The sequence below is a fragment of the Azospirillum sp. UENF 111221 genome, from assembly GCF_058780625.1.
The window spans coordinates 239,354-261,974 of sequence record NZ_JBSNCH010000005.1 but is presented as its reverse complement, the minus strand read 5'-3'; the positions used below and the strand labels follow the sequence as shown (position 1 = coordinate 261,974).

22 protein-coding genes and 1 pseudogene are annotated in these 22,621 nt (G+C 66.0%); 11 read left to right on the top strand and 12 right to left on the bottom strand.

The window, feature by feature from the left end; translation table 11 throughout:
• Positions 1-66 precede the first annotated feature (66 nt).
• Together ACWPN3_RS15585 and ACWPN3_RS15580 are read left to right on the top strand one after the other, a co-directional pair.
• The gene (locus ACWPN3_RS15585; protein ID WP_492240412.1) at positions 67-2,070 is read left to right on the top strand and encodes a methyl-accepting chemotaxis protein; all 2,004 of its coding nucleotides are present in this window, start codon (positions 67-69) and stop codon (positions 2,068-2,070) included.
• A gap of 245 nt (positions 2,071-2,315) precedes the next feature.
• Complete coding sequence (locus ACWPN3_RS15580) at positions 2,316-2,555, top strand: hypothetical protein (RefSeq protein WP_109449376.1); 240 nt, start codon at positions 2,316-2,318, stop codon at positions 2,553-2,555.
• Positions 2,556-2,594: 39 nt separating this feature from the next.
• Here the strand turns inward: ACWPN3_RS15580 and ACWPN3_RS15575 are convergent, their stop codons facing one another.
• The 7 genes from ACWPN3_RS15575 to ACWPN3_RS15545 all read right to left on the bottom strand — a co-directional run bounded on the left by ACWPN3_RS15575 (position 2,595) and on the right by ACWPN3_RS15545 (position 8,839).
• The gene (locus tag ACWPN3_RS15575) at positions 2,595-2,885 is read right to left on the bottom strand and encodes a DUF2934 domain-containing protein (RefSeq protein WP_109449378.1); all 291 of its coding nucleotides are present in this window, start codon (positions 2,883-2,885) and stop codon (positions 2,595-2,597) included.
• Positions 2,886-2,999: 114 nt separating this feature from the next.
• Positions 3,000-4,007, bottom strand: a complete 1,008-nt coding sequence (gene mltG, locus ACWPN3_RS15570; RefSeq protein ID WP_492240411.1) for an endolytic transglycosylase MltG — start codon at positions 4,005-4,007, stop codon at positions 3,000-3,002.
• Between the two features lie 49 nt (positions 4,008-4,056).
• On the bottom strand, positions 4,057-5,319 hold the full coding sequence (gene fabF, locus ACWPN3_RS15565; RefSeq protein ID WP_109449382.1) for a beta-ketoacyl-ACP synthase II: 1,263 nt from the start codon (positions 5,317-5,319) through the stop codon (positions 4,057-4,059).
• 127 nt (positions 5,320-5,446) lie between these two features.
• Positions 5,447-5,686 (bottom strand): acyl carrier protein, encoded by a 240-nt coding sequence (locus ACWPN3_RS15560; protein ID WP_014247969.1) that lies wholly within the window; start codon positions 5,684-5,686, stop codon positions 5,447-5,449.
• Positions 5,687-5,874: 188 nt separating this feature from the next.
• Positions 5,875-6,612: a 3-oxoacyl-[acyl-carrier-protein] reductase gene (gene fabG / locus ACWPN3_RS15555; RefSeq protein ID WP_492240409.1), complete on the bottom strand. Its 738-nt coding sequence runs from the start codon at positions 6,610-6,612 to the stop codon at positions 5,875-5,877.
• Between the two features lie 41 nt (positions 6,613-6,653).
• A complete protein-coding gene (gene fabD, locus ACWPN3_RS15550; RefSeq protein ID WP_492240408.1) occupies positions 6,654-7,595 on the bottom strand; it encodes an ACP S-malonyltransferase in 942 nt (313 codons plus the stop codon).
• A 257-nt stretch (positions 7,596-7,852) separates the two neighbouring features.
• A complete protein-coding gene (locus ACWPN3_RS15545) occupies positions 7,853-8,839 on the bottom strand; it encodes an acyltransferase family protein (RefSeq protein ID WP_492240406.1) in 987 nt (328 codons plus the stop codon).
• A 426-nt stretch (positions 8,840-9,265) separates the two neighbouring features.
• Here ACWPN3_RS15545 and rpsF point away from each other — a divergent pair, with 426 nt between their 5' ends.
• The 9 genes and pseudogenes from rpsF (at position 9,266) to ACWPN3_RS15500 (ending at position 16,660) form a co-directional block, all read left to right on the top strand.
• The gene (rpsF, locus tag ACWPN3_RS15540) at positions 9,266-9,706 is read left to right on the top strand and encodes a 30S ribosomal protein S6 (RefSeq protein ID WP_109047679.1); all 441 of its coding nucleotides are present in this window, start codon (positions 9,266-9,268) and stop codon (positions 9,704-9,706) included.
• A complete protein-coding gene (gene rpsR, locus ACWPN3_RS15535) occupies positions 9,707-9,976 on the top strand; it encodes a 30S ribosomal protein S18 (RefSeq protein ID WP_012974291.1) in 270 nt (89 codons plus the stop codon).
• 212 nt (positions 9,977-10,188) lie between these two features.
• Complete coding sequence (locus ACWPN3_RS15530) at positions 10,189-10,986, top strand: DUF2232 domain-containing protein (RefSeq protein WP_492261558.1); 798 nt, start codon at positions 10,189-10,191, stop codon at positions 10,984-10,986.
• Positions 10,986-11,549, top strand: a complete 564-nt coding sequence (rplI, locus tag ACWPN3_RS15525; RefSeq protein WP_109449392.1) for a 50S ribosomal protein L9 — start codon at positions 10,986-10,988, stop codon at positions 11,547-11,549. The genes ACWPN3_RS15530 and rplI overlap by 1 nt, the downstream gene beginning before the upstream one ends.
• Before the next feature lie 254 nt (positions 11,550-11,803).
• Complete coding sequence (locus ACWPN3_RS15520) at positions 11,804-13,072, top strand: class I SAM-dependent methyltransferase (RefSeq protein WP_492240405.1); 1,269 nt, start codon at positions 11,804-11,806, stop codon at positions 13,070-13,072.
• Positions 13,073-13,397: 325 nt separating this feature from the next.
• Positions 13,398-14,622, top strand: a pseudogene (locus tag ACWPN3_RS15515) (NADP-dependent isocitrate dehydrogenase).
• A 146-nt stretch (positions 14,623-14,768) separates the two neighbouring features.
• The gene (locus tag ACWPN3_RS15510; protein ID WP_492240404.1) at positions 14,769-15,149 is read left to right on the top strand and encodes an oxidoreductase; all 381 of its coding nucleotides are present in this window, start codon (positions 14,769-14,771) and stop codon (positions 15,147-15,149) included.
• A 107-nt stretch (positions 15,150-15,256) separates the two neighbouring features.
• Positions 15,257-16,213, top strand: a complete 957-nt coding sequence (locus ACWPN3_RS15505; RefSeq protein WP_109449398.1) for an SPFH domain-containing protein — start codon at positions 15,257-15,259, stop codon at positions 16,211-16,213.
• Between the two features lie 3 nt (positions 16,214-16,216).
• On the top strand, positions 16,217-16,660 hold the full coding sequence (locus ACWPN3_RS15500) for an NfeD family protein (protein ID WP_492240403.1): 444 nt from the start codon (positions 16,217-16,219) through the stop codon (positions 16,658-16,660).
• A gap of 99 nt (positions 16,661-16,759) precedes the next feature.
• On the opposite strand, the gene ACWPN3_RS15495 is transcribed toward ACWPN3_RS15500, so the two are convergent.
• From ACWPN3_RS15495 to ACWPN3_RS15475, 5 genes are all read right to left on the bottom strand, one after another.
• The gene (locus tag ACWPN3_RS15495; RefSeq protein ID WP_109047672.1) at positions 16,760-17,128 is read right to left on the bottom strand and encodes a GcrA family cell cycle regulator; all 369 of its coding nucleotides are present in this window, start codon (positions 17,126-17,128) and stop codon (positions 16,760-16,762) included.
• Between the two features lie 174 nt (positions 17,129-17,302).
• Entirely contained in the window at positions 17,303-18,103 is an 801-nt protein-coding gene (locus ACWPN3_RS15490) for an anti-sigma factor family protein (RefSeq protein WP_492240402.1), read from the bottom strand.
• On the bottom strand, positions 18,103-18,654 hold the full coding sequence (locus ACWPN3_RS15485; RefSeq protein WP_109449404.1) for an RNA polymerase sigma factor: 552 nt from the start codon (positions 18,652-18,654) through the stop codon (positions 18,103-18,105). Before ACWPN3_RS15485 ends, ACWPN3_RS15490 begins: the two co-directional genes overlap by 1 nt.
• A 42-nt stretch (positions 18,655-18,696) precedes the next feature.
• Entirely contained in the window at positions 18,697-20,142 is a 1,446-nt protein-coding gene (locus ACWPN3_RS15480) for an NADP-dependent isocitrate dehydrogenase (protein WP_109449406.1), read from the bottom strand.
• Between the two features lie 141 nt (positions 20,143-20,283).
• On the bottom strand, positions 20,284-22,389 hold the full coding sequence (locus ACWPN3_RS15475) for a multicopper oxidase family protein (protein WP_492240401.1): 2,106 nt from the start codon (positions 22,387-22,389) through the stop codon (positions 20,284-20,286).
• Positions 22,390-22,621 lie beyond the last annotated feature (232 nt).

The following is a 22,621-nucleotide window of genomic DNA, read 5'->3' as shown; positions in this document are numbered from 1 at the left end:
CCGCCGTCCGCCCATCGCTCAACCCGGCGCCGCCCAAGGGGCGGCCTTGATCGGACCCCCACCGGCATGTCCATCGCCACCCGCATCGCCCTGGGCTTCGCCGCCGTCCTGCTGCTGACGCTCGCCGTCGCCGTCGTCGGCTGGAGCGGGCTGAACACCTACGCCTCGCGGGTGGAGATCGCCGCCCAGACCGCCCGTCTGGACACCCTGCTGTACAGCGCCCGGCAGGAGGAATCGCGCTACCTGCTGGACGTCGACCCTTCGGCCAGCCGGCGGGTACGGCAACTGACGGACCAGTTGAGGACGGAGGCCGAGGCTCTGCTGGCCCTGCCCGATCACGCGGTCCCCCCGGAAGCGTTGCGCGAGGCGTTGGAAAAGCTGGCGGCCTATCGCAAATCCTTCGACGAGGTGGTCGGGCTGGAGGTCGACCGCTTCGCCAGCCTGGCAAAGCTGCGCAAGCAGACCGCCGCCCTGCTGGTGATCGCCCAGACGCTGACGCACGAGCAATCGGCACGCTATGCCGACGCGCTGGCGCGGGTGAAAGCGGACCCCGGCGACCGTGCGGCGGTGACGGCGCTGGAATCCTCGGCGCTGCTGGTCGCCATCGCCGGGCGGCTGATCCAGGACACCCGTGGCGCTCTGCTGGATGTGCAACAGTTCCTGATCGACCATGGCGGTTCAGGCCGCAACTCCCTCAGCGCCAGCATCGACCGGCTGCTGGCGGTCGTCGGCGATGTCCGCAAGGCGGCCAACGACGGGGAAGCGCTGCGCGAGTCGGAGAAGCTGACCGCCGCCATCATGGGGGTGGAGACGGAGTTCCTGCTGGTGGCCGACATCGTCGTACGGCGCAACGCCGCGCGGGACGCCATGCGCGACGCCGCCAGGATCGTCAACGATCAGGTGACGCAGCTGGTGGCGGCCCAGACGGCCGAGCGCGAGGCCGGGCGGTCGCGTGCAGTCATGCTGTTGTGGAGCGGCGCGCTCGGCGCGCTGGCCGCCGGCACGATCCTGTCCATCCTGATCGCCCGCAGCCTGACCGGCCCCATCGCCGCCACCACCGCGGCGGTCCAGCGCCTGTCGGACGGCGATCTGACGGTGGCGGTGCCGAACACCGGCCGGCAGGACGAGCTGGGATCGATCGGCCGTGCCGTCGCCACCGTCATCCGGGTGCTGCACGGACTGCATGGCGAGATGCACAGGCTGTCCGGCAAGCCGGTGGGATCGCCCGAGACGGTCGGGGCGCAGCAAACCCCGGACTTTCATGGGGCGTATGGCGAGATGGTGGCCCTACTGCAGGAAACCGGCACGGCCTTCCACACCATCGGCGAGCAGGCGACCCAGGTCGCCGTCGCCGCCGGGCAGGCCAGCACCGCCATCGCCCATGTGTCGGACGGCGCCTCCGAACAGACCGACGATCTGGATCAGGTGGCGACCGCGGTCGGACAATCGGCCCGCGCCATCGCCCATGTCACCGACAGCACACGCGATGCGTCCGACATGGTGAAGGATGCCGCCGACTTCGCCGACGGTGGACGGCAGGACATGGCGCGGCTGCTGCGCGTCTCGCAGACCATCGCCGACAACAGCCGCCGCATCGGCCGCATCACCGAGGCGATCACCCAGATCGCAGTGAAGACCAACATCCTGTCGGTCAATGCCTCCATCGAGGCCGCCCGCGCCGGTGAGCAGGGCAAGGGCTTCGAGGTGGTCGCCGAAGAGGTCGGCAAGCTCGCCGACAACGCCGTCGAAAGCGCCCGCCAGATTGCCGAGATCGTCGAGGCCGCCGCCGCACTGGCCGAAGAGGGCAAAGCCGTCACCGAACAGGCGCGGCGCCGGATGGACGGTCTGGCCGAACGGGTCGACCGCATCGACGGCGCCTTTCAGTCGGTTGCGGTCGCCATGGAAGAACAGCAGGCCTCCGTCCGCGAGATCGAGCGGTCGGTTGAGAGCGTGCGTACCGTCGCCTCCAAGAATGCCGCCGCGTCGGAGGAGATCGCCGCGACGATGGTGCACCTCTCCCGCCTCGCCGATGAAACACGACGTCAGGTGTCGCGCTTTCAGGCCGGCTGAAGCTTGGCCTTTGCCGAAATTCTGAATAGGGAGTGAGACTGGGAAGCGTTTCCGGCGCCGCATGCTTCTGCCCAGGCCCGCCTGGCCGCAGTCTCCGAAGTGGTAATTCTTAATCCCAGCCGGGATTACATGGCATTTAAAGTTCTTTTAACCCTATTCCATGCCTAATCGGTTTGCGGGAACGCTCGATCCCGAGAAGACGCTCTACCGAACATTAGACCCACACGACACCAAGGGAGTTCCCCATGCCCGCACAGAAGGTCGCCGATGAAGTCCGCCTGGCCAGCCGCATCCACGCGCGCCTGCTGGACGCCTTCATCGATTTGACGGAGCGGGAACTGGCCGGGCTGGCTCCGGGCTTCGCCGAGGAAAGCCTTGCGGAAGCGCTGGAGGCCCTGCGCGCCGCCCGCAAGTCTTACGGCACGACCGCCGGGGTGATGGTCATTTCCAACCTGCAATTGCCGCAGGCTTCGAACGCCGCCTGACCCCGGAAGCCATCCTGCGACCGGTCAGGCCGCGACAGATCAGGCGGTGACCGCCTTGCGGGTCCGCGGCTTGCGCGTCTTCGGGGGCTCGGCAGGCACGGCTTCCGCTTCAGCGGGCTTCACCACACCGCGCGGCTTGGCGTTGGTGGTCTTGCGCGGAGCCTTCACCACGGCAACGACCGGCGCGTGATCGGGAACGGCAACCGCTTCGGCCAGGACCGCGCGTTCTGCCTGGACCCAATGGTCGGCATCGCGGCCATGGGGACAGCCCTCTTCCAGCCAGATCGCATAGGCGCGATCACGGATGCGCTTTTCGACATCCACACTCATTACATCTCCCCGGGGAATGGTGGTCAGTTTTGCTGCAATGCAAAGACTGCCGAATTCCTCGAATGCGCGCAACAAGGCGAAACGTTATCGGCCCTCCGCCCGATCAATCGGCCGTCACTCCGATGACGTTTCGCCGTGCTCGGGCTGGCGGCTCTGCTGGACCTCGCGCCATTTGGTGACGTTGCGGTTGTGGTCGGCCAGCGACTTGGCGAAGACGTGGCCGCCGGTGCCGTCGGCGACAAAATACAGGAATTCGTGCCGTTCGGGCTTCATCACCGCCTGGATCGAGGCCTTGCCCGGATTGGCGATGGGCCCCGGCGGCAGGCCGGTGGTGACATAGGTGTTGTAGGGCGACTCGAACTTCCAGTCATTGCGGGTCAGTGCCCGTCCCAGCTCGCCGCTGCCATCGGTCAGCGCGTAGATCACCGTCGGATCGGACTGCAGCTTCATGCCGGCTTCCAGCCGGTTGACGAAAACCCCCGCCACCCGCGGCCGCTCCGCAGCGATGCCGGTCTCCTTCTCGACGATGGAGGCGAGAGTCAACGCCTGCTGCGGCGTTTCGAACGGCAAATTCTGGTCGCGGTTCTTCCAGGCCTCCGCAAGCGCCTGGGTCATCGCCGTCTGCATCCGCTCGATCAGAGCGGCGCGGCTGTCGCCATAGGCGAAGTGGTAGGTCTCCGGCAGAAGGGAGCCTTCCTTCGGCGGCTTGGGCAGATCGCCGGTCAGTCCGGTTTCCCGTGCGAGCAGTGCGACCACCTGGGCGGAGGTCAGCCCTTCCGGCACGGTGAAGCGACGCACAACGGTGCGGCCCTGGCGCATCTGCTCCAGGACGCCTTCGATGCTGATTCCCGCGGGGAACTGGTATTCGCCGGCCTTCAGTTCACGGAAGGTGCCGGACAGCTTGGCCGCGGCGGCGAACACCAGCGGCGAACCGATCACGCCGGAGTCGCCCAGCGTGATGGCAATGGCCTCCAGCCCGCTGCCACGCGGGATGACGACCGTTTCGGATTGCTCCAACGGTCCGGGGGCCGAATAGCGCTGGTAGCCCCAGACGCCGACTCCGCCCGCCGCACCGACAGCGAGGACCAGCGTCCCCGCAAAAATCCGGAGACCCCAGCCCATCGCTCACCTCTTGAAGACTGCAGACCGCAACGCGGGTGCGGCGCTTCGTTTACGCAAATTCCTTGAACACCAGCGAGGCATTGGTGCCGCCGAACCCGAAGGAGTTCGACAGTGCGGCGCGCACGCGGCGCTCCTGCGCCACCTTCGGCACCAGATTGACGCCCAGGCAGCTCTCGGACGGATTCTCCAGATTGAGCGTGGGCGGCACAATGCCGTGGTTGATCGCCTTGATCGAGTAGATCGCTTCGACCGCACCGGCGGCCCCCAGCAGGTGGCCGATGGCCGACTTGGTGGAGGACATCGCCAGATTGTCCATGGCGTCGCCGAACAGGCGCTTCACCGCACCCAGCTCGATCTCGTCGCCGAGCGGCGTCGAAGTGCCGTGGGCGTTGACGTAATCCACATCGGACGGGTTCATCCCGGCGCGCTTCAACGCGGCCTTCATGGCGCGGAAACCGCCATTGCCGTCTTCCGCCGGAGCGGAGATGTGGTGCGCGTCGCCGGACATGCCGTAACCGACGACTTCGGCATAGATGGTGGCGCCGCGCTTCTTCGCGTGCTCCAGTTCCTCCAGCACGACGACACCGGCACCCTCGCCGATGACGAAGCCGTCGCGGTCCTTGTCATAAGGGCGCGACGCCTTTTCGGGCGTGTCGTTGAAGTTGGTGGACAGCGCGCGCATGGCGGCGAAGCCGCCGACGCCGAGACGGCTGACCGCCGCCTCCGTACCGCCGGCGACCATGATGTCGGCATCGTCCCACATGATCAGACGGGCAGCGTCGCCGATGGCGTGCGCGCCGGTCGAGCAGGCGGTGACGACCGCATGGTTGGGGCCCTTGAAGCCGTGCTGGATCGAAATATGGCCGGAGGCCAGATTGATCAGGCAGGCCGGGATGAAGAAGGGCGACAGGCGGCGCGGGCCCTTTTCGTGCAGGGTGACGGCGCCGTCGGCGATGCCCGGAAGGCCGCCGATGCCCGAACCGACCATGACGCCGGTCCGCTCGCGCTCCTCATCGGTCTGGGGAACCCAACCCGAATCCTTGATTGCTTCCTGCGCCGCGGCGATGGCGAAGATGATGAAATCATCCATCTTCCGCTGGTCCTTCGGCGGAATGAAGGTGTCGGCGTTGAATTCGCCCTCACCGTTTCCGCGCGGGACCTGCCCGGCGACTTTGGAGGCCAGGTCCGAAGCGTCGAACCCCGTGATGCCGCGGATTCCCGACGTTGCGGAAATCAGCCGCTCCCAGTTCAGCGTGTGGCCGACGCCGAGCGGCGTGACCATACCGAGTCCGGTGACGACGACACGTCTCATGAGGCTGTTCCTTGACCTTTCCTCGAATAAACTGTCGACGATCTGGTCGTCGACGGCCAGGCCCCGCGCTGCTGGTGTTGCAAATGCGGTTTGCCTGGCCCTCGGGGGCTCAATGCCCGCGGCCCGATCAGGCGGCGGCGTTGGCCTTGATGAAGTCGATGGCGTCCTTCACCGACAGGATCTTCTCCGCGGCGTCGTCCGGGATCTCGACACCGAACTCTTCCTCGAAGGCCATGACCAGCTCGACGGTGTCGAGGCTGTCAGCGCCCAGATCGTCGATGAAGGAGGCGTTCTCCACCACCTTCGACTCCTCGACACCCAGGTGGTCCACAACGATCTTCTTCACGCGCTCGGCGATGTCGCTCATCTTTTAAGACCTTCCAATCCTTGAAACCGCTCGGGATAATCCGGTCGGAGCAACACGCGAAGAACGTGCCGTCCTGCCGCGAAAAGCCCCGTCCGATAACACATTTCAGCAGCCTTGACCAGCACCCGCGAGGGACCCTGGTTGGCGCCGTTCTTCACACGTGGCGATGCCGCCCCGTCTGATCCTCATCAGATCATAGCCATGCCGCCGTTGATATGCAGCGTCTGGCCGGTGACGTAGGCGGCCTCCTCGCTCGCGAGGTACACGACCCCGGCGGCGATCTCGTCCGACTGGCCCATGCGGCCGGCCGGGATAGACGGGAGCAGCTTCTGCTTCTGCTCGTCGTTCAGGGCGTCGGTCATGGCCGTGGCGATGAAGCCCGGCGCGACGCAATTGACGGTGATGCTGCGCGAGCCCAGTTCGGCCGCCAGCGATTTCGACATGCCGATCAGGCCGGCCTTGGAGGCGGCGTAGTTCGCCTGCCCCGCGTTGCCGGTGACGCCGACGATCGACGTGATGTTGATGATGCGGCCCCAGCGGCGCTTCATCATGCCGCGCATGGCGGCCCGCGACAGGCGGAAGGCCGCCGTCAGGTTCACGTCGATCACCGACTGCCAGTCCTCGTCCTTCAGGCGCATGGCGATCTGGTCGCGGGTCAGGCCGGCATTGTTGACGAGGATGTCGACCTTGCCAAGCGCCGCCTCGGCGTCCTTGAACAGCTGCTCGGTTGCGGCGGCTTCCGACAGGTTGCCGGGCACGACGAAGGCGCGCTCGCCCAGTTCGGCGGCCAGGGCCTCCAGCGGGGCGACGCGGGTGCCGGACAGCGCGACGGCGGCGCCCTGGGCGTGCAGCGCACGGGCGATCGACGCGCCGATGCCGCCGGACGCGCCGGTGACGAGGGCCGACTTGCCGGTCAGGTCAAACATGGATGGCCTCATGACGCTGATTTATCAGAGTGCTGATACAATCACAGGGTTTTCAGGAACGACTCGACATCGGCCGGGGTACCGACCGACACCGCCGCCATATCCTTGTCGATGCGCTTGGTCAGCCCGGCGAGCACCTTGCCCGATCCGACCTCGACCAGCCGTTCGACGCCCTGCTCCTTCATATAGAGCACGCATTCACGCCAGCGGACCATGCCGGTTACCTGCTCGACCAGCAGGCGGCGGATGGCGTTTGGATCGGACACCGCCGAAGCGGTGACGTTGGCAACCACCGGAATCACCGGCGCGGAAATCGTGACGTTCGCCAGAGCCTCCGCCATCGCGTCGGCGGCCGGCTGCATCAGCGAGCAATGGAAGGGAGCGGACACCGGCAGACGCACGGAGCGCTTCAGACCACGTTCCGCCGCCAGCGCGATGGCACGGTCGATGGCGTCGGCACTGCCGGAAATCACCACCTGCCCGACCGAATTGTCGTTGGCGATGCTGCACACCTCGCCCTGGGCCGCGTCGGCGGCAATCCCCTGCGCCTGGTCCAGATCGGCACCCAGCAAGGCCGCCATGGCGCCCTTGCCGACCGGAACGGCCTTCTGCATCGCCTGGCCGCGCAGCTTCAGCAGGCGCGCGGTGTCGCCCAGCGAGAAGGCGCCGGCAGCGCACAGCGCCGAATACTCGCCCAGCGAATGGCCGGCGACGAAGGTGGCATGCTTGGACAGATCGACACCGCCCTCGCTCGCCAGCACCCGCATCACCGCGACGCTGACCGCCATCAGGGCGGGCTGGGCGTTTTCGGTCAGGGTCAGATCGGCCTCGGGGCCCTCGACCATCAGGCGCGACAGCCGCTGGTTCAGCGCGTCGTCCACCTCTTCAAAGGTGTGACGAGCGACTTCGAACGCCTCGGCGAGTTCGCGGCCCATGCCGACGGCCTGGCTGCCCTGCCCCGGAAAGACGAACGCCCTGGTCATGCTTCGGTGAAACCCTGGATGAATGCGCCCCGCCCCTGCGGCGGCACCATGGATTGGGCGACAGTCATACCCTCACTTTTGAGCAAGTCAAGCGACGCGCGATGACCAAAGCGACAATGGTGCGATAAAACGCCACGTATTGAGGCAGAAAGCCCACGAAAAACCGCCATTCCGAAGGGGTTGTTCGTGGGCTCGCACAGAGGTGCCGCCCACCGGGTCTTGCACCGTTTGCCGCAGTGCAAATCAAAGGCCTGCGGTCATGCCTTGCCCATCAGCGCCACCCTGGTCCATGGCCTGACCTGCGCCAGCATCTCCAGCACCATCGGGCCGATCAGGCCGGAAAGCAGAGCCCCCCAGAAAATCACGCCGTCCGGAGCCTCCACATGGTGCAGCACCACCCGCGTGCCGGCGGCGAACAGGGCATGATGCAGGTAGATCGCATAGGAGGAGCCGCCGACGGTCCGGAAAATCCGGCTCGACGGCATGGCATGCAGCAGCGTCACCGCTCCCCCCATGCCGCACAACAGGGCAACGCCGCTGTTCCAGCCGAAATGGGGCAGATACCCCCACAGCGACGCCTGATGAAGCGCGACACCGAGGGCAAGTGCAGCACCGGCCGCCGCCTGCATCGTCTGCCGCGGAACCATCGCCCGGAACCGTGTGACGCCCACCCCGAACAGGAAGTGCGGCAACAGGAAGCAGGCCTCGTTGATCGAAAGGATGTTCGATTCGACATGGACCGTCAGGCAGGCCGCCACCGCTGCGGCCATTGCCAGCACGAATCCGCCCGGCCTGTCCATGGCATGGAGCGCGTCGAGCAGCGCCACGACGGAGAAGATCAGGAAAAGCGCCTGCAAATACCAGAAATGGGCATAGGGGTAGACGTAGATCTGCCACATCGACTCGGGGACGAAGCTTCCGTTCGCGCCCGGTGCATGCGTCTGCAGGAAATAGAAGATGGCGGATACCACCAGGAACGGGAAGCCCAGGCGGCGAAGCTTCTTGACGAAGAAGGTCTTCAGCCGGTCGCTCCGGGCCGGGTTCAGGGCATAGACCAAGCCTGAGATGAAGGTGAAGAGCGGCATACGGATCAGCTCGAAGCTGTCGGTGGCGTAGCGGTAGATCGACCCCTCCGCCACCTGCATTCCGGATCCGGGAATGCCGACCACGTGATAGGCGACCAGCAGGATGCAGGCCAACCCCCTCAGTTCCACGACATGGTACGGCAACATGTTCTTGCGCATGGCTACTCCAGGCACCGGGCTGTGATGCCGCCGGCGGAGCATGCGTGGGCGATTCGACGCATAGCTCCGCCGGGAACGGCAGTCGCAACATGGCGCCTGGGGCAGTGTATTGCACTTCGGTCAAATGCGCCGGACCGTATCCCGCGCGATATCCACCCTTGCCCCACCCCTACCCAGCCCATTCCCGGCAAGCGCAGCGGTGTTCATCCGGGCAGCACCCCCGTTCATCCGGACAACACCCTATGGCCGACATAGATTTTCCAAAAGGTGGGAAGGTTTTCCACTTGCTACCACCGCCGGCCTGTGCATACTGCGCCGCTTCATAACTCCTTGCCGTCGGTCCGCCGCCGGCTAGGCCCGGGCGGCTGATCCGATCCATGAGGGATGGGGCGCAGCGCCGGACCATGAACAGCCATGGGGAGTGCAATGGCACTTTATGAGTGCGTGCTGATCGCGCGCCAGGACATTTCGGCCGCCCAGGCCGAGCAGCTCTCTGAGCAGTTTGCCCAGATCGTTCGCGACAACGGCGGCACGATCGCCAAGAGCGAATACTGGGGTCTGAAGACCCTCACCTACAAGATTAAGAAGAACCGCAAGGGTCACTACACCCTCTTCAACATCGACGCGCCGGCCGCTGCCGTCGCCGAGATGGAGCGGAACATGAGCATCAGCGAAGACGTGCTGCGCTTCATGACCGTGCGTGTCGACGAACTCGACGCCAACCCGTCGGCGATGATGCAGAGCCGCAACGAGCGTGGTGAGCGCGGCGAGCGTGGCGATCGTGGTCCGCGTCGCTTCGACGACCGTGGCCCGCGTCCGCCGCGTCGCCAGGAAAACGTTGCCGCCGCCGAAGGGGAGTCCGCGTAAATGTCCGACAAGCAGACCACGGGCGCTCCGGCCCGCACCGGCGGCGCTCGCCGCCCGTTCTTCCGTCGCCGCAAGACCTGCCCGTTCTCGGGCGCGAACGCCCCGGCGATCGACTACAAGGACGTCAAGCTGCTGTCCCGCTTCATCTCCGAGCGCGGGAAGATCGTCCCGAGCCGCATCACCGCGGTCTCGACGAAGAAGCAGCGCGAACTGGCCCGCGCCATCAAGCGCGCCCGTTTCCTGGCCCTTCTCCCCTACGTGGTGAAGTAAGCCCGGCAACGGCCGAATTGTTTCGGTGAAGGTTCTTCAAGGGGTTTCCATGGCCTTGGGTCCGGCCGTTCCGCTGGTGGTCGCCGTCGGCGGCGGTCTGGCGAGCGCGTTCTTCTACCTGTCGGTCACGTTCGGCGGGATGGGTGCGCTGATCCTGGGCTATCTCGGCCCCCCTGCCCCTGTTCCTGACGGGACTGTGGCTGGGGGTTCCGGTGGTGGCGCTGGCCGGTCTGGCCGGTGCCGCCGCGGTGATGCTGGGCACCTCCGGCAGCATGCTGGTTGCGCTGTCCTACCTGGTGACCGGGGCTGCCCCGGCGATCCTGGTGGTGCGGCAGTCGCTGCTGGCGCGCTCGCGGGAGGATGGTTCCCTTGAATGGTATCCGCCCGGCCGGGTCCTGATGGGCCTGACCGGGATGGGCGTGGCGGCGTTGCTCGCCGCGGTGATCCTGACGCTCGACCAGCCCGGTGGGTTGGAAGGGCTGATGCGGCAGACCCTGGCCCGAGTTGTCGAGCCGGCGTTCCGCTCGCAGGGCCAGCCGGCTCCGGATCCCGAGGCATTCTGGGTGGCGGCCGTCCTGCCAGGACTGGTTGCGGTCTCATGGCTTGTCATGACGATCGTCAACGCGGTGCTGGCGCAGGGGGCGCTGATGCGGTTCGGCCGCAACCGGCGCCCTGCCATGCGTCTGGCAGAGCTGGAACTGCCGAGCTGGTTGGCGCCGCTGTTCGCGGTGTCGGTGGCGGCGGCATCGGCCGTACCGGGAACCGTCGGGTTCCTGGCGGTCAATCTGGCCCTGATCCTGGCAATCCCGTTCGCCTTCGCCGGGCTTTCGGTGGTTCATGTATTCGCCAGCAGCAAATCGGCGCGAACGCTGATCCTGGTTGGCTTCTACATGATGCTGTTTCTCTTCGGGTGGCCGATCCTGCTTTTGGTCGGCCTGGGCATGATCGAGCAATGGATCGGGCTGCGCCGCCGGTTTTCCCCCGCGGCCCCCGGTCAGGAGGACGAGTGATGGAAGTTATTCTGCTGGAGCGGGTCGAGAAGCTCGGCCAGATGGGCCAGGTCGTCAATGTGCGCCCCGGCTTCGCCCGCAACTATCTGCTGCCGCAGCGGAAGGCCATGCGCGCCACCAAGGCGAACCTGGCTGTCTTCGAGAAGCAGAAGGCCCACCTTGAGGCCGTGAACCTCGAGCGCCGCAAGGACGCCGAGCATGTCGCGACCAAGATGGACAACGTGACGGTCGTCGTGATCCGTCAGGCCGCCGAGACCGGCGTCCTGTACGGCTCCGTGACCACCCGCGACGTCTCCGACGCGCTGACCGCCGCCGGCTACAAGACCGACCGCAAGCAGGTCCAGATCGACACCCCGATCAAGACCCTGGGTCTGTTCAAGCTGCGCCTGGTCCTGCACCCGGAAGTGTCGATCACGGTCACGGTCAACGTCGCCCGTTCGGCTGAAGAGGCCGAGCTGCAGGCCCAGCGCGGCGGCATGATCACCGCCGCCGACCTGCGCGACGACGACGAGGAAGAAGAGACCTTCGTCGAAGAGACCGCGACCGAGGAAGAGGAGGGCTGATAGCCCTTCTGCCGCGGCAGTCCCGAAGAGGTCTTCGGGGTTTTCGCGGCACCGTCGCACCGCTCGTCCGGGAGCCGCCCGCCCCACCAGGGGCCGGGCGGTTTTCCGCATTCAGGTCCTCGGCGAGCGTCGCCGCACATAACTCAGCGCATAGGGCAGCAATGCCCAATTGGGTAGCAGCTCTGACCGATTGACGAATTGTCGCACCCCGCCTTGCGCGCGATGCTTGGACGGCACCGCGGAAGGAGTTCGGCATGCTGCTGGTTCGTCTGCTTGCCGCCGCCAAGGGCGACGGAACCCTGAATCTTGTTACGGCCGATGGAAAGCATCACCGGATTGGCTCCGGCCCTCCACATCTGACCCTTCGCCTCCATGACCGCAAGGTCGAGCGTGACCTGCTGATCAATCCCCGCCTGCGTTTTGGCGAAGCCTATATGGACGGCCGCTTTTCAATCGAGGGCGGCACCATCTACGACCTGCTGGCGATGCTGATGAGCGGCGCCGAGGTGCAGGGTGCGCTGGGCCGGGCGTTGGAAACGCTGTCTCCAATGCTGCGCCGTGTGCAGCAATACAACCCGATGCAGCGGTCGCGGCAGAATGTGGAACACCACTACAACCTGTCACGCCAGTTCTATCAACTCTTCCTCGACCGGGACATGCAGTATTCCTGCGCCTATTTCCCGGAGCCGGGACTATCGCTGGACGAGGCGCAGGAGGCCAAGAAGCGGCACATCGCGGCCAAGCTGCTGATCGTGCCGGGCATGCGGGTGCTCGACATCGGCTGCGGCTGGGGCGGCATGGCGCTCTTTCTGGCGCGGCACACCGGGGCACGGGTGACCGGCATCACCCTGTCGTCCGAACAGCTGGCGGTCGCCCGCCGTCGGGCGGAGGAAGCGGGGTTGGCCGACCGGGTCACCTTCGATTTGCGCGACTATCGCGAATTCGCCGCCGCCCATCGGGGAGCCTTCGACCGTATCGTCTCGGTCGGCATGTTCGAGCATGTCGGCGTGCCGCATTACCGCGATTACTTCTCGGCGGTACGCGAGATGCTGAACGACGAGGGGGTGGCGCTGATCCACTCCATCGGCCGGCTCGACGGACCGGCGAGCACCAACCCCTGGATCCGCAAATACATCTTCCCCGGCGGCTACTCCCCTGCCCTGTCGGAGGTGCTGCCGGTCATCGAACGGTCCGGCCTGTTCGCCACCGACCTGGAGGTGCTGCGCCTGCATTACGCCGAAACGCTGCGCCACTGGCGTGCCCGCTTCCTCGACCGCTGGGAGGAGGCCAAGTCCCTGTACGACGAGCGGTTCTGCCGCATGTGGGAATTCTATCTGGCCGGTGCCGAGCTGGCCTTCCGCCTGCAGGGGCACATGGTGTTCCAGGTCCAGGTTGCACGCTCGCAGGGAGCGGTGCCCCTGACCCGCGACTACATGCTGAATGCGGAGCGCGACCTTGCCGGTGCGTCGGCCGGTCATCCGGTGGAACGGCGGCCCTCCCGCACACCGGAGTCGGCAACCTGACCGCTCCAGTCGTCGGATTTGCGGCCCCGGCACGGCATTCCGCCGTCAAAGGGCCACAATCCAGCCAACCGGTAATACCAATTGACCATCATGGCCGGGCGCAGGGCCGTGTTGCAAGCGGAATCGTGCGACATCGACGCCTGAACCACCGCCGCGCCTTCCTTTCCGTCACGGGGCGATGCTATATAACCGCGATTGATTTCCGCCCGGGGTACCGGGGAGCCACCCATGCGGCATGCTCCCCGGCAACAAGCGCCCGCTGGACGACGCGCCCGGCTCCCAAGGAATGACAACGCCCTTACCCGTTCGGGGAGATCTCGCACCCATGACCAAGATCAAGGTAGCCAATCCGGTCGTCGAACTCGACGGCGACGAGATGACGCGCATCATCTGGCAGTTCATCAAAGACAAGCTGATCCTGCCCTACCTCGACATCGACCTGAAGTATTACGACCTCGGCATCGAGAACCGCGACAAGACCGATGACAAGGTCACCGTCGAGTCCGCGAACGCCATCAAGCAGTATGGCGTCGGCGTCAAGTGCGCGACAATCACCCCGGACGAAGCGCGGGTGACGGAATTCAACCTCAAGAAGATGTGGAAGTCGCCGAACGGCACGATCCGCAACATCCTGGGCGGCACCGTCTTCCGCGAGCCGATCGTCTGCTCGAACGTCCCGCGCTACGTTCCGGGCTGGACCAAGCCGATCATCATCGGCCGTCACGCCTTCGGCGACCAGTACAAGGCCACCGACTTCGTCGTCCCCGGCCCGGGCAAGATGACGATCAAGTGGGAAGCGGCCGACGGCAGCCAGAAGATCGAGCATGAGGTGTTCGACTATCCCAGCGCCGGCGTGGCGATGGGCATGTACAACCTCGACGATTCGATCGAGGGCTTCGCCCACTCCAGCTTCATGTACGGGCTGGAGCGCGGCTACTCGGTCTACCTGTCGACGAAGAACACGATCCTGAAGGCCTATGACGGCCGCTTCAAGGACATCTTCCAGAAGGTCTTCGACGAGACCTATGCCGACCAGTTCAAGGCCAAGGGCCTGGTCTACGAGCACCGCCTGATCGACGACATGGTCGCGTCGGCCCTGAAGTGGGAAGGCGGCTTCGTCTGGGCCTGCAAGAACTACGACGGCGACGTGGAGTCGGACGTCGTGGCGCAGGGCTTCGGCTCGCTGGGCCTGATGACCTCGGTCCTGGTCACGCCGGACGGCAAGACCGTCGAGGCCGAGGCCGCCCACGGCACGGTGACCCGCCACTACCGCGAGCACCAGAAGGGCAAGGAGACCTCGACCAACCCGATCGCCTCGATCTATGCCTGGACCCAGGGCCTGGCCTATCGCGGCAAGTTCGATGACACTCCGGACGTGATCAAGTTCGCCCAGACCCTGGAGCGCGTCTGCGTCGAGACCGTCGAGTCCGGCTTCATGACCAAGGATTCTCGCCATCCTGATCGGCCCGCAGCAGCCGTGGCTGACCACGAAGCAGTTCCTGGACAAGCTGTCGGACAACCTGGAAAAGAAGATGGCCGCCTGGTCGTAAGGTCGGCGCTTTCTTCAGCCGGCGCTTTCTTCACAGGGTGCGACGCCGCGTCCGGGTCAAACCGGACCGCGGCTCGGCTAGGGTTCGAGCGGGGAGTTTCGACTCCCCGCTTTTTTCTTGTCCGAATTCAAAAAGGAATGAACCCGATGCCCAACGATCTGTTCCGCGTCGCCGTCATCGGTGCCGGCGAGACCGGAACGCCGCTGCTGCGCAAGCTGCTGGCCGCTCCCTTCGTCGAACTGCTGGGTGTGGCGGATCTCGATCCGGCGGCGCCGGGCATGCGCCTTGCCGAACACCGGGGCGTGAAGACCACCACCAACTTCCACGATCTGGCGGAACTGGGCGATGGTCTGGATGTACTGATCGATGTCACCGGCGTGCCCGCGGTGCGGGAATCGCTGCGCAAGGCGATGCAGGAGACCGGCAACCACCACACCGTGATCGTCCATGAAATGGTGGTGCAGTTGATGTTGTCGCTGTTGAACGGCGAACTGGTGCGGCTAAAGCACGACACCCGGGATTACTGAGGCACGCTGTCGAGGCAGGGGCGGGATTTGCAGCTTCTCCGAATTGGCTCATGATGGGGTGCGAGGGCGTCTGCGACGACGCCCGTCCATGTCAGGAGCGGCGATTGATGGAACTCGGCATTCTGGTCATCGCGGCGTTCGTGCTGGTCGTCATTCTGGCGATCACGAGCGTCCGCACGGTCCCCCAGGGCTTCAACTTCATCGTCGAGCGGCTGGGCCGCTATCAGGAGACCCTGCATCCCGGCTTCAACGTGATCTTTCCTGTCATCAGCTCGATCCGGGCCAAGGTGGATATGCGCGAGACCGTGGTGGACGTGCCGTCACAGAGCGTCATCACCAAGGACAATGCCGCAGTGACCGCGGACGGGGTGCTCTACTTCCAGGTGCTCGACCCGATGAAGGCGACCTACGAGGTCAACGACCTGCAACGGGCGATCCAGACGCTGGCGATGACCACCACCCGGACAGTGATGGGCTCCATGGACCTCGACGAGTTGCTGAGCCAGCGCGAGGCGATCAACGCCAACCTGCTGCGTGCCGTGGACGAGGCGACCGCCTCCTGGGGTGTGCGGGTGACCCGCATCGAGTTGCGCGACATCACCCCGCCCGACGACATCGTCCAGGCGATGGGCCGGCAGTTGAAGGCCGAACGCCTTCGCCGCGCCCAGATTCTTGAGGCCGACGCCGAGAAGGAAAGCCAGATCCGCATCGCGCAGGGCAAGCTGGAAGCCGCCAAGCTGGAGGCGGAGGCGCGCGAACGGCTGGCGGAGGCCGAAGCCAAGGCGACGCGGCTGGTTTCGGAAGCGGTGGCCCAGGGTTCTAACCAGGCGCTGGGCTACTTCCTCGGCCAGAAATACATGGAGGCGTTAAAGGCATTCGCCGCCTCTCCCAACCAGAAGACGATGATCCTGCCGGTGGAACTGGCCGGCGTGGCGGGTGCCCTGTCGGGTCTGGGCGAGTTGCTGCGCGACGCGACCCCGCCGAGACCGCCGGAGCCTCCCGCCGCCACCAAGCGCAATCCCTGGTCGGTGCCGCCGACCGCATCCGCTGCGGATGGGGAGTGACGGATGTCACCTCTGCTTTGGGGAGCGTTGGGCGCCGTGCTGATCGCGGCCGAGCTGGTGATCCCCGGCCTGTTCCTGATCTGGTTCGGCGGGGCGGCGATGCTGACCGGGCTGGTCACCGCACTGTGGCATGATTGGGGACTGGTCAACGAGGCCGGATTCTTCACCGTCGCCGCCGGGGCTGCCGTTGCCGTCGCCATGGTCCATGCGCGCCGCCGCAATGCGTCGTCGGACAGCGATGCCGCCCGGATCAACGACCGCGCCGGTCAACTGGTCGGCCGTGCGTTGACGCTGAGCGAACCGATCGTCAACGGACAGGGCCGGGTTTTCGTCGGCGACACGTTGTGGTCGGTCGAGGGACCGGATCGGCCGGCCGGGGCGGCGATGCTGGTCGCCGGCCATAAGGGGATGGTTCTGGTGCTGCGCGATGCGGCGGAGGTCCGGTAGGGTTCCTCCCCACGCAACCAGCCGGCCCACAAATCACCCAACAAAAAAGCCCGTCTCTCCCCCGAGAGCGGGCTTTTTTGTTGGTATCTTGCCGGACTGTCAGGCAGCGCCGACGTTGCGGTCTTCCTCACGCTTCTTGCTGCCCGACGCCGGCTGATAGGCCAGGGCGGCATGCTCCGCGCAATAGGGCATGCCCGGCAGGGCGGTCTTGCCGCAGAAGTGGAAATCCTGGTGCTTGGGGTCGCCGACCGGCCATTTGCACATCCGCTCCGTCAGAGCGAGGATGGTGGCGCCACGGGTCGGCTTCTTCTTGATGGGCGACGGCCGGCCCGACAAGCCCAGTCGATGGGCCTTGCCGATGACCGCGTTGCGGGTGATGTCTCCCAGAATGTCGGCGATCTCGCTCGCGCTCAAACCCTGGGACCAGAGGTCCTTGAGCTGTTGAATCCGCTCGTCCGTCCAACTCATCCCCGAGTACTCCCGATCCGGTGTCCGGTTATGCTGTGGCAAACAGGTCACGGTCTAGTGCCGTTTTCCATAAGCCGCAACATTTTGTGCCAGCCGGTGAGGAAGCTACCAGATGACGGCCGCGGACGATAGGGGGGCGCGGCAACATTCCTGTTGATAAGTCCGTGGGTAGACTCACGAATTCAGCGCACCATAGACCTCCTCGGCGACGCCGGACAGAGTATCCCGATCGGTTTCCCCGGCGACGGCCAGAGCCAACCCATTGTCCTGCCAATACAAAGCGCGGACGCCGCCATCCTGGGCGAACCGGAACGCTGAACCGGAGGTGTTGGGAGAGGGGCGGATATACAACGTAATGCGACGCCCGGCCGCATCCTCGTACATGTACATTGCAACAGGTCCAGCGGAATCGGCCAAAAGCCGGCCGCCGATCAGTTGGTACCCCCCTCGTGTGACTTTTGGGCAACGCATATTCTTGCCCAGCCGCTTGGACAGCCAGTTGACCAGATGCGCTTCCTCCTCAACGCCGATCTCGACCGGATGGCGGACCTCGACGGAGAAAACGCGGTGAGCCGCGACGGCGTCGGCGATGAAGGCGGCGGTCGGCGGCTCGGCCCGCACGCCGATGCGGTCGCGCATCACCCAGCCGCTGGCGCCGCCGGCGAGGAACACCAGAAGGGAGGCGGCAATCGCCGTTCCCCACCAGACGGCACGGCCACGGGACGGGAGCGGCTTTTCGGAATGGTCGCGGGCGGTGAAGGGCGGGGTCAGGCGGTCGGGCAGAGGCTGGTCGATCAGCGGACCGAAGCTCTGCCCCAACAGGGAGCGCTGGGCACGGTAGCGTTCGAAGCGCTGGGCGACCTCCGGATAGTCGGCGAGGTGGCGTTCGACGGCGGCCAGCCGTTCCTCCGGCAATTCGCCGTCCAGCCAGGCATGCAGCTCGGCTTCGGTCACGGGATTGCTGATGCCGCTCATCACTTGATCCTCCTGACGACCTGCTGGGTACCACCGTCCAGCAGGAGCCTCAATTTTTCGCGCGCCCGGGCCAGCCGCGACATCACCGTCCCGATCGGCAATTCCAATACCTCCGCCACCTCGCGGTAGGACAGCCCCTCCATTCCCGTCAGCAACAGGATGGTGCGGTGTTCGTCGGTGAGCTGGGCGAAGGCGCGGACGAAATCGCGCACCGCCCCGCGGTCGGCTGGCGGGGCGCTCAGCGCCAGATCGTCGGCCAGATCCTCCACCGGCACCTCGGCCCCGCGCCGCCGCCGGCCGCGTTGGCTGGAGATGTGCAGGTTGTGCAGGATCGTCATCAGCCAGCCGCCGAGCTTCGACGGGTCACGCAGCGCATGGCGGTTGGCCAGCGCCTTCTCCACGCAGTCCTGCACCAGATCGTCGGCGTCCGGCCGGTTGCCCACCAGGGCGGTGGCATAACGCCGGAGCCGCGGCACATGCGCGGCGATGGCGCGGTCGTCGATGTCGGGCGGGCTCATGTCGGGTCCGGGGATGGCGTCGTCGTCTGTCATGACGCCCTGCCCCGCCGCTTTATTCCCACGCCGCCCATCGGATCACTGGCCCGGCGAGGAGAAGCCGGCCTTGCCGTCGAAATTGCTGAGATTCTCGGTCTGGGTGAAGTCGATCTTGGCCTCGGCCAGGCGGCCCAGCAGCTCGACGATGGCGCCATGCTGCACCGGACCGTGCTGCGCCAGGAAGCGGCAGCGCCAATGATCGGTGCAGAAGACGTCGGCATTGCCGTCCGGCCAGACCCGTTGCGAGCGGTTGGAGATGCTGGTCAGCTTCAACGCATCGGTCGACAGCGGCAGCACCAGCTCCGCCAGATCGTCGGGCAGGCCGCCGGACCATTGCAGGAAGATGTCCACCCCGACCAGTTCCTTCAGCGCGCGGACGCGCGGGGACAGCCGGTTGATGCCGTCATAGGCCGGCCTTGCGGTGGAATAGCCCACCGGCGGCATGGTGACCGGGGTCTGGCCCAGCCGCTCCACCACCGCTTCGGCGAAGGCGGCGGTGCCGGCGCGGACCCGGCCCAGCCCGCGGGCGTAGATGTCGGCGGTGTGGATGCCGTCCTCGATGGTCTTCAGCCACGCATTGTGGATGCGGGCGGCGATGTCGCCCTGGCCGATATGGACCAGCATCATCACGGCGGCCATCAGCAGGCCCGAGGGGTTGGCGATGCCCTGCCCGGCGATCATCGGGGCCGAGCCGTGGATCGCCTCGAACATGGCGCAGGTCTCGCCGATGTTGGCGGAACCGGCCAGCCCGACCGAGCCGGTCAGCTGGGCGGCGATGTCGGAGACGATGTCGCCGTAGAGGTTCAGGGTGACGATGACGTCGAAGCGCTCCGGCTGGTCGGCCAGACGGGCGGCGCCGATGTCGACGATCATGTGGTCGGCCTTGATCTCCGGATAATCGGCCGCGATCTCGTAGAAGATCTTCAGGAACAGCCCGTCCGTCATCTTCATGACGTTGTCCTTGACGAAGGCCGTCACCTTTTGCCGGTGGTTGGAGCGGGCGAAGTCGAAGGCGTAGCGGACGATGCGCTCCGACCCCGGCCGCGAGATCAGCTTCACCGACTGGATCACGTCGTCGGTCTGGCGATGCTCGATGCCGGCGTAGAGGTCCTCCTCGTTCTCGCGGATGATGACCACGTCCATGCGCGGATGCCGGGTCCGCACATAGGGGTGGTAGGAAACGCAGGGACGGACATTGGCGAACAGACCCAGCGTGGTGCGGGCGACGACGTTCAGCGACTTGTTGCCGTATCCCTGGGGCATGGTGATCGGCCCCTTGAGGAAGACCCGCGTGCGGCGGATCGAGCCCCAGCCGGCGGCATCCAGCCCGCCAGGATGCCCCCGCTTGTAGACGGCCTCGCCGGCCGGAACCTCTTCCACCTTCAGACGCGCGCCGGCCGCGTTCATCACATAAAGCACGGCATCCATGATCTCCGAGCCGATGCCGTCGCCGCGTGCGACCGTGACGGGGGTGATATCGCGCATGCACTCACTCCAAGGGGACGCGCGACCGTAGACGCAAACAGGGGCCTTTTTCAATGGTTGGAGGCAGCGACGGATCGCAGCATCGGGTGGGGCGCACTCCCCGCGCCCGGCTTTGCCGAAGCGGGGAGTGCGCGCGTCCGGTCAGTGATGCGCCCCGGCGACGCCGCCGCGGCCATCGGGCACGCCGATGCTGACATTCTGCATCATGCCCTGGTCCTCATGGTCGAGGATGTGGCAGTGCAGCACATACGCGCCGATGAAGCGCTCGTAGCGGGTGCGGACCGTCACCTTGTAGACGCCCTTGGGCGGCTCGGTGGAGGTCAGCGCGCTGCTGTTGTCGCTCTTCACCCAGATGGTGTCCTTCCACACCCCCTTCATGCCGGCATAGTCCGGGTCGCCGGACCCGGGCTCGCTGACGTCGCGGCCGTCCGGACCGATGACCGAGACGATCTGGAACGGGTTGACGTGAATGTGGAAGGGATGGCTGACGAAGTAGGAGGCCAGCTCCCACTGCTGGGCGGTGCCCAGCACCACCGGCCGGTTGTCCACGTTCGGCCGGTAGGCGGCCGCCCCCTTCGGGCCATAGGTGCCGTCAGGATTCTCCACCACCTCGAAGCTGTCGGCGACCTGGAACAGCGGGTTGGTGCGCTTGCCCCCGTCCGGCGGCAGGTTGATGAAGAAGGTCAGCTCCTGCTTGGGCTGGTGCATCACCTCATGCTCGGTGATCGGCCGGTGGGCGGTGAACTTCGAGAAGCGCGGGCAATAGGGGGTGTCGGCCATCGTCTTGGCGAAGCAGCGGGCGGTCAGCCCGTCGATGACCTCCTTGGCGACCGACGGCGCGTATTTGGTCGCGTTGACCGTCAGCCGGCGGATGGTCTCCTTCACCGGATCCTTGACGACGCGGTCGCCCTTCACCCGGACGAAGCCGAGCACGCCGGTGGAGGTGGCGGTCTGGTCCGGGCTGGCGTTGGCGGCGGACGGCTTGTTGATGACGCAGTAGATGCCGGGTTCGGGGAAGTTGACCAGCAGATCGTCGCGGTAGCCCGGCTGCATCGGCACGCTGGTGCGCACCTGCCCTTCCTCCATGGTCAGCCCGTCGGAGGCCGCGAGGATGTAGGGCACCGGCTGCCCGACGCAGCGCTCCTTGGCGAAGCGGTCCTGGCCGGTGGCCGACAGGGTCTTCTCGCTCTGGAAGAAGCCGGTCGGGTCGAGCTTGCGGAACTCCACCGTGATGGGGGAGCGGACGCCGCCATGGATCAGGCGCCAGCGTTCCGGCTCGCCGGTCCTGGCGTTGGCGAACATCGGACGGACGCGGCCGTTGACGGTGGTGAAGCGCCCGGACTGCTCCCAGGTGCCCGGACCGAACTGGTCGTAGGACACGACCTCGCCCACCTCGCCCGGCGCGCAGCTCCAGTCGATGGAGCCGTCGGCGTTGGTCTTCAGCTTGCCGTCCTTGGTGCAGGCATAGGGGATCTGCTCGAACAGCAGGACCCGGTCGGTCATCGCCACGCCTTTGGGGCTGGTCAGCAGGGTGTCGAGATCGCCGTTCGCCTCGCGCGTCGGCGGACGGTCGCCGCGGATGATCAGCGCGCCGGCCATGCCGCTGCCGACCTGGAGGGCGGTCGAGCCGTGGCGGTGCGGGTGATACCAGAAGGTGCCGGCCGGATGATCGGCCGGAATGTTGTACTCATATTCAAAATCGACGCCCGGATTGAGCGAGATCAGCACATTGTCGCTGTTGCCGGTCGGGCTGACCCAGACGCCGTGGCTGTGCAGGTTGGTGCCATTGAAGCAGTGCGGCTTGTTGATGTCCGCCGCCGGCTGGTCGGTGCAGTTGGGATCGGCCGGCAGCTGGTTGTGCAGCTTGATGCGCACAGTGTCGCCCGGCGTCGCTTCGATGGTCGGGGCGACATAGGGATGGTTGGGATCGACGTTGGTGCCGCGATAGCTGCGCAGCCGCACGGCGTCGGGACGGCCCTGGGCCGGGTTGCGGATATAGCCGTCGGTGAAGGACACGAACAGGTCGTAATTGCGCGCCTGCCCGGTGTGCGGACGGGCAGTCGCCTGCGGCTGGCGCATCAGGAGAGAGCCGACGCGCGGCGATTCGGAATTGGTCAGCAGTGGCGGATTGCCGATGGCTTCGCCGGCCGGCTCCGCACCGTCCTTCGCGGCGGTGGCGGCCAGCGCGCCTGAGGCGGCGCCCAGCGCCAAGGGCATCAACAGGCCAAACAAATATGCATGTTTCATGAAATACTCCCTCCTCAACGTCCTATATCGGGAGATATGATTCCTGATAATTGATTTTTGCAACGATGACACACGCATAAACATATGCCGGCCCGCCCGGATGCGGCCGGAACGGAGGGCCGTGGATCGACAGGGGACGAAGCGGCTGGCGCAATGCAGGGTGGCGCAGCACAATTCATCACCGCTTATTGCTTGCCTGTGCCGCGGAATTCCGCTCATTGCTGCAACCGTG